At 68.3% G+C, this 14,736-nt stretch carries 10 protein-coding genes; 9 read left to right on the forward strand and 1 reads right to left on the reverse strand.

The window, feature by feature from the left end; all coding sequences use genetic code 11:
* Positions 1–32 precede the first annotated feature (32 nt).
* The 4 genes from NGJ44_RS12660 (at position 33) to NGJ44_RS12675 (ending at position 6,650) form a co-directional block, all read left to right on the forward strand.
* Positions 33–1,973 (forward strand): PhoX family protein, encoded by a 1,941-nt coding sequence (locus NGJ44_RS12660; RefSeq protein WP_251864130.1) that lies wholly within the window; start codon positions 33–35, stop codon positions 1,971–1,973.
* Between the two features lie 226 nt (positions 1,974–2,199).
* Positions 2,200–4,203: a LamG-like jellyroll fold domain-containing protein gene (locus NGJ44_RS12665; protein WP_251864131.1), complete on the forward strand. Its 2,004-nt coding sequence runs from the start codon at positions 2,200–2,202 to the stop codon at positions 4,201–4,203.
* Positions 4,204–4,252: 49 nt separating this feature from the next.
* The gene (locus NGJ44_RS12670) at positions 4,253–4,435 is read left to right on the forward strand and encodes a hypothetical protein (RefSeq protein WP_251864132.1); all 183 of its coding nucleotides are present in this window, start codon (positions 4,253–4,255) and stop codon (positions 4,433–4,435) included.
* Between the two features lie 40 nt (positions 4,436–4,475).
* Positions 4,476–6,650, forward strand: coding sequence for a phosphocholine-specific phospholipase C (locus NGJ44_RS12675; RefSeq protein ID WP_251864133.1), 2,175 nt, complete (start codon positions 4,476–4,478; stop codon positions 6,648–6,650).
* Positions 6,651–6,671: 21 nt separating this feature from the next.
* Here NGJ44_RS12675 and NGJ44_RS12680 read toward each other — a convergent pair whose 3' ends face one another.
* On the reverse strand, positions 6,672–7,574 hold the full coding sequence (locus tag NGJ44_RS12680; protein ID WP_053245366.1) for a LysR family transcriptional regulator: 903 nt from the start codon (positions 7,572–7,574) through the stop codon (positions 6,672–6,674).
* 102 nt (positions 7,575–7,676) lie between these two features.
* On the opposite strand from NGJ44_RS12680, the gene ggt reads away from it, so the two are divergent.
* The 5 genes from ggt (at position 7,677) to NGJ44_RS12705 (ending at position 14,662) form a co-directional block, all read left to right on the forward strand.
* Positions 7,677–9,305 (forward strand): gamma-glutamyltransferase, encoded by a 1,629-nt coding sequence (gene ggt, locus NGJ44_RS12685; protein WP_251864134.1) that lies wholly within the window; start codon positions 7,677–7,679, stop codon positions 9,303–9,305.
* Between the two features lie 61 nt (positions 9,306–9,366).
* Positions 9,367–10,878 (forward strand): ABC transporter substrate-binding protein, encoded by a 1,512-nt coding sequence (locus tag NGJ44_RS12690; protein WP_251864135.1) that lies wholly within the window; start codon positions 9,367–9,369, stop codon positions 10,876–10,878.
* Positions 10,879–10,966: 88 nt separating this feature from the next.
* Positions 10,967–11,911, forward strand: coding sequence for an ABC transporter permease (locus NGJ44_RS12695; RefSeq protein ID WP_053245367.1), 945 nt, complete (start codon positions 10,967–10,969; stop codon positions 11,909–11,911).
* Positions 11,908–12,786 carry an ABC transporter permease gene (locus NGJ44_RS12700; RefSeq protein WP_251864136.1) on the forward strand — a complete coding sequence of 293 codons (879 nt, stop codon included), beginning with the start codon at positions 11,908–11,910 and terminating at the stop codon, positions 12,784–12,786. Before NGJ44_RS12695 ends, NGJ44_RS12700 begins: the two co-directional genes overlap by 4 nt.
* Before the next feature lie 16 nt (positions 12,787–12,802).
* Positions 12,803–14,662 (forward strand): dipeptide ABC transporter ATP-binding protein, encoded by a 1,860-nt coding sequence (locus NGJ44_RS12705; RefSeq protein ID WP_251864137.1) that lies wholly within the window; start codon positions 12,803–12,805, stop codon positions 14,660–14,662.
* The last annotated feature ends 74 nt before the right edge of the window (positions 14,663–14,736 follow it).

The following is a 14,736-nucleotide window of genomic DNA, read 5'->3' on the forward strand; positions in this document are numbered from 1 at the left end:
GCGCACCTCCATTCCTACAAGGGAACACCCGCATGCAAGACATTACGCAAGCCAATCGCCGACGCCTACTCAAGATGCTGGGGGGCGCACCCATGCTGCCGCTGGGCGGCGTTACCCTGAGCGCGCTGCTGGCCGGCTGTCATTCCGATGGCGACGATGACGACGACGAGACCAGGCCGCCCGCCGCGGCCTTCTCATCGGCCTCGTTCGTGGCCATGGCCGCGCCTTCGTTGTCCGATCCCGCCGCCATGGCGACCACCACGGTGGGCTCGTCGATGGTGCTGAATTTCAGCGACGGCAGCCAGCGCACCGTGCAATTGGGCTACGAGCCGTTCTTCATGACGGGCGACAGCGTGCCCGACGGCAAGGGCGGCGCCATGGTGGCCGGCGGCTACTTCGACATCAACAACGCGCCCATCATGGACAACTCCGTGGCCGGCCAGGTGCGCCAGTTCTTCTCGAACTGTCCCGACGGCATGTCGCTGCTGGCGCTGCCCGATCCCAAGGTCGAGGGCGTGAACGGCAACACGCTGTTCGCCGTGGTGCAATTCGAATACCTTTCCATGGACCAGGCGGGCGGCGACATGTACGGCCTGCTGCCGTCGCCCATCGCGGTGCTGACGCTGGCGCAAGACCCCGCCACCGGCAAGCTGAGCCTGGTCAAGTACAGCAATGTCGACACCTCGTCGGTGCACGGCCTGTGGATCACCTGCGGCGCCAGTCTCTCGCCCTGGAACACGCACCTGTCCAGCGAGGAGTACGAGCCCGACGCCACTGTGGCGCCCACGCAGGCGTCGTTCCAGGCGTTCAGCAAGAACCTGTACGGAGACGCTGCCAAGGCCAATCCGTACCACTACGGCCACTTGCCCGAGGTGGTGGTGAATCCCGACGGCACGGGCACCATCAAGAAGCATTACTGTATGGGCCGCATTTCGCACGAGCTGATCCAGGTCATGCCCGACCAGCGCACCGCGCTGATGGGCGACGACGCCACCAACGGCGGCCTGTTCATGTTCGTGGCCGACCGCAAGGCGGACCTCTCCTCGGGCACGCTGTACGTGGCCAAGTGGACGCAGACTTCGGGCGCGGGCCCCGGCGCGGGCGCGCTGAAGTGGATCAACCTGGGCCACGCCACCAGCGACGAGATCAAGGCGCTGGCCGATCAGCTCACCGCGCCCGACATCATGGACGTGGCCACCAAAGACCCGCTGGACGCGAGCTACACCCGCATCCGCTATTCGGGCAAGGACAACTGGGTGCGCGTGGTGCGGGGCCGGGAAAAGGCCGCCGCGTTCCTGGAGACGCACCGCTACGCGGCGCTGGTGGGCGGCACGCTGGCGTTCACCAAGATGGAGGGCACGACCGTCAACATCAAGGACAAGATCGCCTACAGCGCGATGTCGCGCGTGGAGGCGTCCATGACCGACGGCTCGTCGCCCGACCTCAAGGTGGAAGGCCCCTCGGCGGGCGCGGTGTACCAGCTCCACCTGCAGGGCGGGCAGGCCGACACGTCGGGCAAGGCCATCGACAGCGAATGGGTGCCCGTGGACATGGCCGCCGTGCCGGAGCTGGTGGGAGAGGTGCTCGCCTCGCGCGATGCGCTGGGCAACACGCACAACGCCGACCGCATCTCCAACCCCGACAACCTCAAGTTCTCCGAGAAACTGCGCACGCTGTTCATCGGCGAGGACAGCGGCGGCCACGTCAACAACTTCCTGTGGGCCTACAACGTGGACACCAAGGCGCTGTCGCGCATCCTGTCGTGCCCGGTGGCGGCCGAATCCACCGGCCTGCAGGCGGTGGACGAGATCAACGGCTGGACCTACATCACCAGCAACTTCCAGCACGCGGCCGACTGGGGCCGCGTGCATTCGGTGGTCAAGCCCACGCTGGAGCCGCTGGTCAAGGCCAACTACAAGAACGGCTTCGGCGCCTCGGTGGGCTATCTCACCGGCGTGAAGATCGGCGCCTAGCGCGGCCCCCGTCCCGGATCCGGGGCGGGCGCGGCGGCCTGCGCGCCGCGTCGCGGGGTTTGCGGCCCCCTCTGCGTGCAGAGGGGGCTTTTTTCCGGCCGCGGCAGCCTGGCCGCAAAAAACCTGATCCCTCGATCAACGAATCTCCGCTTGGTTTCATGGCGGATTCACCTTCGGCCCCGATGATGGCATCCGTCATAACCAGCAGTATGCGCGAGGGAGAAGCATGCAAAGCAGAAATTGGAAACGCTGGCTCGCCACGATGGCGGCGGCCAGCCTGCTGGCCGGCTGCGGCGGCGGGGACGGCGACGATGAGGAATCGGCCCAGCCGGCGCCCCAGCCGCCCGTCACCGAGCCCGCGGCGCCGGTATCCAAGGTGTTGTTCATCGGCGTGGACGGGCTCACCTATCCGGCCTACCGGCAGGGCATGGGGACCCAGGCGCTGCCCGGTCTGGCGCAGTTTACGGTGTCGCGCGGCTGGACCGGCGGCGTGACGGGAGAAGCCACGCAGCAGCCCACCCTGGCGCTGCCGGGCTGGGCCACGCTGCTCACGGGGCTGTGGGCCGACCGCCATGGCGTGCGGTCCGACGCGGACAACCAGGCGCTCAAGGCGGACTCGCTGTTTGCGCGCATCAGGGCGGCGCATCCGCAGGCCCGCCTGGGGGCGGCCTTTCACTCGTCGCGGGTGGCCGCGCTGGCCGGCGCGGACCGGGACGCCGGCTCGCTGCAGGCGCTCACCGACTGCGCGGGCGTGGACGATTGCGTGGCCGCGCAGGCGCGCGACCGCATCAACGAGGGCTATGACGTCGTGCTGGCGCAGTTCGGCGCGCCGGGCCGCGCGGCCGCGCAGAACGGCTTCGGCGCGGCCTATGAGGCCACGCTGAAGAAGACCGACGAGTCCGTCGCAGCCCTGTACGCGCAGGTGGCGGCCCGCCGCGCCGAGCATCCCGAGGAAAACTGGCTGCTGGTGCTGGCCAGCAGCCATGGCCTGGGCAAGACCGGCACCGCGGACGGCCTGCCGCTCGCGTCCAACAAGACCGTGCTGATCGGCGCCAGCCTGCCCGCCATGCTGGGCGCGAGCGCCGACGACAGCGCGGTGGACGGGCAGTGGGATCCGGGCTGGTATGGGCTGCCGAGCGCGGCCGACGTGGCGCCGACCATTCTCGCGCATATGCAGGCCCTGCCCGCGGCCGCGGAGTACGACCTCGCGGGCGCGCCGCTGGGCGGCCAGACGGCCCTGCGCCGAGCCCTGGCGCGCACGTCCATGGACAACAAGACCGTGGCGCTCTCGTGGACGCGCGTGGGACAGCCGCCGCGGGAAATCGCGATCACGCGCGACGGCGCCGAGGTCGCGCGCCTGCCCGGCACTGCCGGTTCGTACGAGGACAGCGGCTTTTCTTTCGACACCGACGGCCTGCATACGTTGAACTACGGCATTTCGGCGGCGGGCTCGTCGGCCTCGGCGCGCGCGACCGTGAACTATGTGAAGCCGGTGCCTTTGCTGGATTCGTTGCGCAACGGACTGACCCTGCTGTTCCCGTTCGAGGGCTCGCTGGACGACCGCGCCGCCGGAGGCGGCGGCATCCTGCCCTACGACGGCGTCCAGGCGCCCGCCTACGCCGACCCCGGCATCTTCGGGCAATCCCTGAAGAACGAACGCGGCACCGCCGCCATGGGCGCCTTCCGGCTGGAGTACCCGGCCGGCCTGCTGGACACGCTGTCCGCCTTCACCATCGGCTTCTGGTACCAGTCGGACGGCGTGGGCAACGACAAGCCCATCGTGTCCAACAAGGACTACAACAGCGGCGGCAACCCCGGCATCACCATTGCGCAATGGGCGGGCGCGGAGCTGCGCTTCAACCTGGGCGGCAGCGGCCGGGTGGACATCAACGGTCTGAAGTTCACGGCCAACAAGCCGGTCTACATCGCGATGACGGTGGACAAGGCCGCGAAGAAGCTGAGCGCCTACGTGTACGACGCCGAGCTGGGCTTCATGAGCCGTTCCGTCTCCACCGGATCGGTGGACCTGGGCAAGGTGGCCGGCGTTTTCGGGCCGCACCTGGGCCTGAACGAAGACGGGCGCGGCACCTACAACGCCTGCTGCAGCTACGACAAGAGCCCTTCCACCATGTATTTCGACGACCTGGCGCTCTGGTCGCGCGCGCTCACGCCGGACGAGGTCAAGTCGCTCGCGCTATCGGGCAAGTCGGTGTCCGCGCTGCTGCCCTGAGATTTTCCCTTCCCCCATCGTTTTCCCTGAAGCACCGAGGAAACAAGCCATGAACCACTCCCTGATCCTGCGCCGCCTGCTGCGGGCCGGCGCCGTGCTGGCGCTGTCCGCGGCCCTGGCGGCCTGCGGCGGCGATGACGACGACGCCACGCCGCCTCCCGACAACGGCTCGCAGCCCGAGACGCCGCAGCCGCAGCCGCCCGCCAGGCCCGAGCTGCGCTGCGCGCCCTGATCGCAACGGCCCACCATCCGCCACACAGGAAATCGCATCCGTGAAGTCAGAAAAAGATTCCGTCCACGCCGGCAAGCGCCGCTTCCTGCGCACCACTGCGCTGTCCGCGGCCGGCGCCGCCGCGCTGTCCGCGTTCCCGCCCGCCATCCGCCGGGCGCTGGCCATTCCCGCCAACAACCGCACCGGCACGATCAACGATGTGGAGCACGTGGTCATCCTGATGCAGGAAAACCGCTCCTTCGACATGTATTTCGGCACCTACAAAGGCGTGCGCGGCTTCGGCGACCGGCTGACCATTCCGCTGCCGGAAGGCCGCTCGGTATGGGAGCAGCACAACGGCACGCGCGTGGTCATGCCTTACCACCTGGACAGCACGCAGGGCAACGCGCAGCGCGTGTCGGGCACTCCGCACGATTATGTAGACGCGCAAATGGCCTGGGACGGCGGCCGCATGCACCAATGGCCGCGCTACAAGCAGAACCAGTCCATGGGCTACTACCGGCGGCAGGAAGTGGAGTTCCAGTTCGCGCTGGCCGAGGCCTTCACGCTGTGCGACGCCTACCATTGCTCGCATCACGGCGGCACCAATACCAATCGGCTGTTCCACTGGACCGGCACCAACGATCCGCTGGGCGAGGGCAACGGACCGTCCACCCGCAACCAGTGGGACGACCTGGGCGATCCGTCCGTCGGCTGGACCTGGAAGACCTATCCCGAGCGGCTGCAGGAAGCCGGCGTGAGCTGGAAGCTCTACCAGAACCTGCCGGAGAACTACACCGACAACCCGCTGGCCGGCTTCCAGCAGTACCGCCGCGCCAACGCGCAGGCCGGCAACCAGGCCAGCGGCGCGCCGTACCCGGCCTGGACTCCCGCGGCCGACGCTTCCAATCCGCTCTACAAGGGCGTGGCCAACACCATGCCCGACGGCGGCTTCCTGCAGGCGCTGCGCGACGACGTCATGGCGGGCGCGCTGCCGCAAGTGTCGTGGATCGTGGCGCCCGCCACGTATTCCGAGCACCCGGGGCCATCCAGCCCCGTGCAGGGCGCCTGGTACATCCAGGAGACGCTGGACGCGCTCACCGCCAACCCCGAAGTCTGGAGCAAGACGGTGCTGCTCATCAACTTCGACGAGAACGACGGCTTCTTCGACCACGTGCCGCCGCCGGCCGCGCCCTCGATCAACCCCGACGGTTCGCAGGCCGGGGCGTCCACGGTCGCCACCGACCTCGAGCGTCACACCCGCGCCTCGGCGCAGGACCCGGCGGACAACCGGGTATACGGCCCCGGGCCGCGCGTGCCCATGTATGTGGTGTCGCCCTGGAGCCGGGGAGGGTGGGTCAACTCCGAGGCGTTCGACCACACCTCGGTGCTGCGTTTCCTGGAGGCCCGCTTCGGCGTGCGCGAGGAGAACATCAGCCCCTGGCGCCGCGCCGTGCTGGGCGACCTGACCTCGGCTTTCAACTTCGCCACGCCCAACAACGAGCAGTTGCCCGACCTGAACCTGCTGACGCGCGCCGGCGCCGACCAGTTGCGCGCCGCGCAGCAGGCGCTGGCGGCGGTGCCGCTGCCCGACGCGACGGCGCAGGCGCGGCCCGTGCAGGAAACCGGGGTGCGCTATTCGCGGCCGCTGCCCTACGAACTGCACACCAGCGGCCGCGCCCAGGCCGGCTCGGCCGCCATGTGGCTGGTTTTCGCCAACAGCGGCCGCGCCGGCGCGGTGTTCCATGTGTACGACCGCCTGCATCTGGACCGGCTGCCGCGCCGCTACACGGTGGAGCCGGGCAAGCAGCTCGAAGGCAGCTGGGACGCGGCCGGCGACGGCGGCAAGTACGATCTGTGGGTGCTCGGCCCCAACGGCTACCACCGGCACTTCGCGGGCGACCTGTCGCTGGCGCGCGCGGCGGGCCTGGAGCCGGAGATCCGCGTCTGCTACGACGTGGCCAACGGCAACGTGTACGCGAGCTTCATCAATACCGGCACGGCCGCCTGCACTTTCGTCGTCACGCCCAACGCGTACTACGCCAACCACGAGCGCTGGACATTCACGGTGCCGGCCGGCGCCCAGGTGGAAGAGCACTGGGCGCTGGCGGCCAGCGGCGGCTGGTACGACTTCAGCGTCGGCCTGGCGGAAGACCCGGCCTATCTGCGCCGTTTCGCGGGCCGGGTGGAAACGGGCAAGCCCTCGGTGACCGACCCGGCCATGGGACTGGCCTGACGCGCGGGCGGCGCGGGCGGTTCAGGCCGAGGCCTGCGCCGCCCGCGCCTGGAAGGCCGCCGCGCATTCGGCGCAGATGGCGGCCGTGATGCCCTGGCGGGCATGCTCGCGGCGTTCGAGCATGCCCACCGCCCGCATCGCCGGTCCCAGATCGGCCGGCAAGGGCAGGATGCGCAGCGCGGGGCTGGCCTGCCAGTTGGCGCCATTGATGAGCGGCAGCAGGGTGACGCCCACCTCCTGGCGCACCAGCTCCACCAGGGTCTCGATGGCATTGAGTTCCAGGAATTCGTTCAGCGCCACGCCCAGCCGGCGCAGCAGGCGGTCGATCTGCAGGCCGGTGCGCTGCGTGCGGTCGAAGCGCAGGAAAGGATTGCGCGTCAGCACCTCGCGCACGTCCGCGCCCGGGGCGGAGGGCGGCGCCAGCACCACCAGCGGTTCTTCATAGAGCGGCACCCAGCGCGTGCTGGCCATCTTGCGCCCGGCCTCCACCAGGAAGGCCGCGTCCAGCTCGCCGTCCTCGACCTTGCCCGCCAGTTCGCTGGCCTTGCCCGACAGCACGCGCACGTCCAGCCGGGGGTGCCGTTTCTTCAGGCCCGACACAACCTTGGAGAGCGTGCCCATGCAGGAGACGATGCTGCCTACCGACACCGAGCCGGCCAGTTCACCGGGGGCCGTGCGCGGAAGCTTCATTCGGTCGTATAAATCAAGCAACTGCTTGATTTCTGGAAGCAACTCCCGTCCGGCCGCATTGAGAATGGCGAGGCGGCCGCTGCGGTCGAACAGCTCGCGCCCGAGTTCGGCCTCCAGGGAGCGCATCTGGAAGCTCACCGCCGCCTGGGTGAGCGCGACCTGCTCGGCGGCCTCGGAGAACGATCCATGGTGCGCGACGGCCAGGAACGTCCGGAAAAAGCGGATCGTGCTCATAAGAATTTTTTAAATGACAGAACAAAAATTCAAATTGATTTAATTAAATCACGAGAGTAACGTCCCTGGCTTCCCCTTTCCGGCTTGCATTGCGAGACCCCTATGAAGACCTTCGACTGGGCCAATCCCTATCCCTCCGTGCGCATCCCGCTGTTTGCCCGCAACGTGGTGTCCACTTCGCATCCGCTGGCCGCGCAGGCCGGCCTGCGCATGCTGCTCAAGGGCGGCAACGCCGTCGACGCCGCCATCGCGGCGGCGGCCACCATCGTGCTGGTGGAGCCGGTTTCCTGCGGCCTGGGCGGCGACTGCTTCGCCATCGTCTGGGACGGCAAGCAGCTGCATGGCCTGAATTCCTCGGGCGTGGCGCCGGCGGCCTGGAATGTGGAGTATTTCAAGCGCAAGTACGGCACCGGCCCCAACGGCCTGGCGATCCAGCCCAAGCGCGGCTGGGACGCGGTAACGGTGCCCGGCGTGGTGGCCGGCTGGGCCGCGCTGCACGAGAAGCTGGGCAAGCTGCCGTTCGAGCAGTTGTTCGAGCCCGCCATCGAAATCGCCGAGCGCGGCTACGCCGTGCCTCCGGTCGTGGCGCACAAGTGGGCCGCCGCCGCCAGCGAGTTGAGCGAACAGCCGGGCTATGCCCAGGCGTTCATGCCGCAAGGCCGCGCGCCCAAGGTGGGCGAGCATTTCCGTTTCCCCGACGCCGCCTACACGCTGCGCCGCATCGCCGCCAGCAAGGGCCGCGACTTCTACGAAGGCGAGCTGGCCGAGCGCATTGCCGCCTTCAGCAAGGAGTGCGGCGGCGCGATGACGCTGGACGACCTGCGCAACTACCGTCCGGATTGGGTCAAGCCCATTTCCAAGTCGTACCGCGGCTACGAGCTGCACGAGATCCCGCCCAATGGCCAGGGCATCGCGGCGCTGATGGCGCTGGGCATCCTGGAGCATTTCGACATGGCCGGCATGCCGGTGGACTCCGTGCAGTCGCAGCACGTGCAGATCGAGGCCATGAAACTGGCCTTCGCCGACCTGTACCGCTATGTGGCGGACCCGCGCGCCATGGCGGTCACGCCCGAGCAGATGCTCTCCGACGCCTACCTGGCGAGCCGCGCCAAGCTGATCCGCCTGGACCGCGCCACGCATTTCGAGGCGGGGCGCCCGCATGCCGGCGGCACCATCTATCTCACCGCCGCCGACGAAAGCGGCATGATGATCTCGTTCATCCAGTCCAACTACATGGGCTTCGGCTCGGGCGTGGTGGTGCCGGGCACGGGCATCAGCCTGCAGAACCGCGGCGTGGGCTTTTCGATGGATCCCAAGTCGGCCAACGTGGTCGAAGGCGGCAAGCGGCCGTTCCACACCATTATCCCGGGGTTCCTCACGCGCGGCGGCAAGCCGGTCATGAGTTTCGGCGTCATGGGCGGCGACATGCAGCCCCAGGGCCACCTGCAGACCGTGGTGCGCATGCTCGACTACCACCAGCAGCCCCAGGCCGCGTGCTGCGCCCCGCGCTGGAAGGTCAACCGCGACTTCACGCTCGATATCGAAACCTCGATGCCGGCCGGCACCGTTGCCGGCCTGCGGCAATTGGGGCATGCTTTGAAGTCGGTCGACGATCCGTACATGGATTTCGGCGCCGGCCAGTTCATCTGGCGCATGTCCGAAAGCGACAACGAACTGGGCTATGTGGCCGCCAGCGACAGCCGCCGCGACGGCCAGGCCGTCGGCTTCTGATCATTCTCCGCGGTCCGCTTCGGCGGGCCGCGGTCCGTGCACCACAAGGGGAAACTCCATAATGAAACGCCTGACCCTCACCTTCGGCGGCGCGCTGCTGGCGCTGGCCGCGGGCGCGGCCTGCGCCCAGAATTTCCGCATCGGCCTGCAGGAAGACCCGGACATCCTGGACCCGCATCGCGCCCGCACCTATGTGGGCCGCATCGTTTTCACGTCGCTGTGCGACAAGCTCGTCGACATCGATCCCAAGCTGCATTTCGTGCCGCAACTGGCCACCTCGTGGACGTTCAGCCCCGACAACAAGGTGCTGACCTTCAAGCTGCGCACCGACGCGCTGTTTCACGACGGCAGCAAGTTCGACGCGGCCGCCGCCAAGGCCAACCTGGAGCGCGCCATGACGCTGCCCGACAGCCTGCGCAAGGGTGAGCTGCGCTCGATCGAGAAGGTGGAAGCGCCCGATCCCCAGACGCTGGTGCTGACGCTCAAGCAGCCCGACGCCACGCTGCTGGCGCAGCTTTCCGACCGCGCCGGCATGATGCTCTCGCCCAAGACCTTCACCGACGACGTGGCCGCCGTGGGACGCAAGCCCGTCTGCTCGGGCCCCTACAAGTTCGTCGAGCGCGTGCAGAACGACCGCATCGTGCTCGAGAAGTTCGACAAGTACTACGACGCCAAGGACTACGCCTTCCAGCGCGTGACTTTCCTGCCCATTCCGGACACCACCGTGCGCCTGTCCAACCTGCGCGCGGGCGACCTGGACATGCTGGAGCGGCTCAACCCCTCCGACGCCGCGCAGGTCAAGGGCGATTCCAGCCTGCAGTTCGCGCCGGTGGCGGGGCTGGGCTTTCAGCAGTTCATGTTCAACATCGCCAACGGCAAGCGCGCCGAAGACAATCCGTTCAAGGACAAGCGCGTGCGCCAGGCGTTCCAGTACGCCATCGACCGCGACGCCATCAACGAGGTGATCGGCGGCGGCATCTTCCAGCCCGCCCAGCAGCCGTTCCCGCCGGCCAGCCCCTACCACAGCGACAAGTTCCCGGTCACCAAGCGCGACGTGGCCAAGGCGCGCGCGCTGCTCAAGCAGGCCGGCTTGGAGCGCGTGAAGGCCGAGCTCATGTTCGGCAACAACACCACCACCTCGTCGGTGGCCGAAATGGTGCAGGCCATGGCGTCCGAGGCAGGCTTCGACCTGTCGTTGCGGCCCACGGAATACGCCGCCCTGCAGAAGGAATCGGCCGGCGGCAACTTCCAGGCGGTCATGCTGGGCTGGTCGGGCCGGGTCGATCCGGACGGCAACATCCATGCCTTCGTGACCTGCAAGGGCGCTTTGAACGACGCCCACTACTGCAACCCCGAAGTGGACAAGCTGCTCAACGAGGCGCGCACCGTCACCGACGAGGCCAGGCGCCGCGCCATCTACGACCAGGCCCAGGCCATCATCCAGGACGAGCTGCCGGGCGTCTACACGTATTACCAGCCGTGGCCGTTCGCGCTGTCGCGCAAGGTCAAGGGCTTCACGCCCTATCCCGACGGCATGATCCGGCTCAAGGGCGTCAGCCTGGCCCAGAAGTGAGGCGGGGGCCCGCCAGGGCCCCCGTTCCCGGCGGCAGGCGCGGCGCATCCGGCGCCGGCCTGCCGCGCTTGTTTGACGGTTGTTCCCCATGCTTAAACTCATCCTGCGCCGCGTGATCGTCGCGATACCGACACTGATACTGGTGTCGATGATCGTCTTCATGCTGCAGAAGATCCTGCCGGGCGACCCGGTGCTGACCCTGGCCGGCGAAGAGCGCGACCCGGCCGTGCTGGACTACCTGCGCGAGAAATACCGCCTGAACGATCCGCTGCCGGTGCAATATGCGGCCTGGGCGGGCCAGGTCCTGCAGGGCGACCTGGGCAAGTCCCTGCGCACCGACGTGCCCGTCACCACGCTCATCGGCCAGAAGCTGCCCGTCACCTTGCAACTGGCCGCCATGGCCATGTTCTTCGCGCTGCTGGTGGGCATACCCATGGGCATCATCGCCGCCGTGCGCAAAGGCAAGCCCATCGAGATGGGGGCCAACATCGCGGCCCTGTCGGGCATGTCGATTCCCAATTTCTGGCTGGGCATCATTCTCATCATGGTGGTGTCGGTGCAATGGAAGCTGCTGCCGGCCTCGGGCTACGTGTCGCCCGCCGAGGACTTCTGGCTGTCCATCAAGACCATGCTGATGCCTTCGCTGGTGCTGTCCACCGCCATTGCCGCCTATCTCATGCGCCACACCCGTTCGGCCATGCTGGAGGCGCTGTCGGCCGACTACGTGCGCACGGCGCGCGCCAAGGGCGTGTCGCCGCGCCGGGTGGTGTTGCGCCATGCGCTGCGCAACGCGCTGATGCCCATCGTGACGCTGGTCACGCTGCTCTTCGGCGAACTGCTGGCCGGGGCCGTGCTCACGGAACAGGTCTTCACGATTCCCGGCTTCGGCAAGCTGGTGGTGGACGCGGTGTTCACCCGCGACTACGCCGTGGTGCAGGGCGTGGTGCTCTGCGTGGCGGTGGGCTTCATCCTGATGAACCTGCTGGCCGACATTCTCTACATCCTGGTCAATCCCCGCCTGAGGCATTCATGAGCGTCATTTCTCCGACGGCGCAGGCCGTCACGCCGCCCGGGAGCCGCAGCCGCGCCTGGGGCAAATTCAAGCGCAATCGCGTGGCCATGCTGGGCCTGGCGATCGTGCTGTTCTTCGTCGTCATCGCCCTGCTGGCGCCCTGGGTGGCCAACCACGATCCGTTCCAGACCAGCTTCACCACCATCCGCAAGGCGCCCTCGGCCTCCTACTGGCTGGGCACCGACGAACTGGGCCGCGACATCTTCAGCCGCATGGTCTACGGGGCGCGCGCCTCGCTCATGGCGGGCCTGGTGTCGGTGCTGATCGCGCTCGTCGCGGGCGTGCCGTTCGGCCTGGCGGCCGGCTACTTCGGCGGCTGGACCGACAGCATCATCTCGCGCGCGACGGAGGCGCTGCTGGCGATTCCGTTCCTCATCCTGGCCATCGCGCTGGCGGCCTTCCTGGGGCCCAGCCTCACCAACGCCATGATCGCCATCGGCGTGTCGGCCGCGCCCAAGTTCATCCGGCTCACGCGCGGGCAGGTGCTGGCCGTCAAGAGCGAAGACTACGTGCAGAGCGCGCGCGCCCTGGGGGCCTCCGACCTGCGCATCATCGCGCGGCACGTGTTCCCCAACGTGATGCCGCCGCTCATCGTGCAGGCCACCATCACCATCGCCACGGCCATCATCGCCGAGGCCAGCCTCTCGTTCCTGGGCCTGGGCCTGCAGCCGCCCAACCCGTCCTGGGGCTCGATGCTGAACACGGCCAAGAACTTCATGACCCAGGCGCCCTGGATGTCCCTCTTTCCCGGCTCGGCCATCTTCCTGGTGGTGCTGGGCTTCAATCTGCTGGGCGACGGCCTGCGCGACGCGCTCGATCCGCGACAAGACAAGTAACCTCGACATGGCAACAATGGATTCCCAACGCGTCGTGCAGGTCGATGGCCTGACCGTGCGCTTCAAGACCCCCGAGCGCGTCGTGGAAGCGGTGCGCGACGTATCGTTTCATGTGAACCGCGGCGAAACCTTGGCCATCGTGGGCGAGTCCGGTTCGGGCAAATCCGTCACCTCCCTGGCGCTGATGCGCCTGGTGGAATACGGCGGCGGCCGCATCGTCAACGGCGACATCCTGCTGCGCCGCCGCAGCGGCGAGGTGCTGGACCTGGTCAAGGCGCCCGACGCCACGCTGCAGCGCGTGCGCGGGGCCGACGTGGCCATGATCTTCCAGGAGCCCATGACCTCGCTGAACCCCAGCTTCACCGCCGGCAACCAGATCGCCGAGGCGCTGCAGCTGCACCAGGGGCTGGACGCGGCGGCCGCGCGCGCCGAAACGCTGCGCATACTCGAGCGCGTGCGCATCCCCGAGGCCCGCGCCATCCTGGACCGCTATCCGCACCAGCTCTCCGGCGGCATGCGCCAGCGCGTCATGATCGCCATGGCGCTTTCCTGCAAGCCGCAACTGCTCATCGCCGATGAACCCACCACCGCGCTGGACGTGACCATCCAGGCGCAGATCCTGCAGCTTATCCGCCAGCTCCAGGAAGAAATGGACATGGGCGTGATCTTCATCACGCACGACATGGGCGTGGTGGCCGAGGTGGCCGACCGCGTGCTGGTCATGTACCGCGGCGACAAGGTCGAGGAGGGCGGCTGCGACGAGGTGTTCGCGCAGCCCCGCCATGCCTACACGCGCGCGCTGCTGTCGGCCGTGCCGCGCCTGGGCGCCATGCACGGCACCGGCGAGCCCGCGCCTTTCCCGCTGCTGCGCGTGGAGGAGGCGGCCGAAGGCGCGCAGCCCGCTCCCGCCGCGCCGGCGCAGGGCAGCACGGTGCGCCGCGAGCACGGCCCGGTCCTGAAGGTGCGCGACCTGACCACCCGCTTCGACATCGCGGGCGGCATCCTGGGCCGCGTGCGCCAGCGCGTGCACGCCGTGGAGAAGGTCAGCTTCGATCTCTATCCCGGCGAAACCCTGTCGCTGGTGGGCGAATCGGGCTGCGGCAAGACCACCACCGGCCGCTCGCTGCTGCAACTGGTCAAGCCCACCTCGGGCACCATCGAGTTCGACGGCAAGAACATCGGTTCGCTGCGCGGCGCGGCCATGCAGACGCTGCGCCAGCACATCCAGTTCATTTTCCAGGACCCCTTCGCCTCGCTCGATCCGCGCATGACGGTGGGCTATTCCATCATGGAGCCGCTGCTCATCCACGGCGTGGCGCGCGGCAAGGCGGCCCAGGAACGGGTCCGCTGGCTCATGGACAAATGCGGCCTGGCGCCCGAAATGATCGACCGCTATCCGCACGAGTTTTCCGGCGGCCAGCGCCAGCGCATCTGCATCGCGCGGGCCCTGGCGCTGAACCCCAAGGTGGTGATCGCCGACGAGTCGGTATCGGCGCTGGACGTGTCCATCCAGGCCCAGATCGTCAACCTGCTGCTCGACCTGCAGCGCGAGCTGGGCGTGTCGTTCCTCTTCATTTCGCACGACATGGCCGTGGTGGAGCGCATCAGCCACCGCGTGGCCGTGATGTACCTGGGCCAGATCGTGGAAATCGGGCCGCGCCGCGCCATCTTCGAGAACCCGCAGCACCCGTACACGAAGAAGCTCATGGCCGCGGTTCCCATCGCCGATCCGCAGCGGCGGCACCGCGAGCGCTCGCTGCTGGTCGACGAGATTCCCAGTCCGGTGCGCAAGGTGGGCGACGATCCCGTGGTGCAGCCGCTGGCGCAGGTGGGCGAGGGGCACTTCGTGGCCCGGCATCCCATCGGCGTGTATTGAAGGGCGCGCTTCCCCGCCGCCGGCGCGCGTCTTTCGGGGCGTCGCCGGCGGCGTTTCCGTCTTTGCGGCTGTCC

The sequence above is a fragment of the Achromobacter sp. Marseille-Q4962 genome, from assembly GCF_943737005.1.
In the GTDB taxonomy this organism is placed as follows: domain Bacteria; phylum Pseudomonadota; class Gammaproteobacteria; order Burkholderiales; family Burkholderiaceae_B; genus Achromobacter.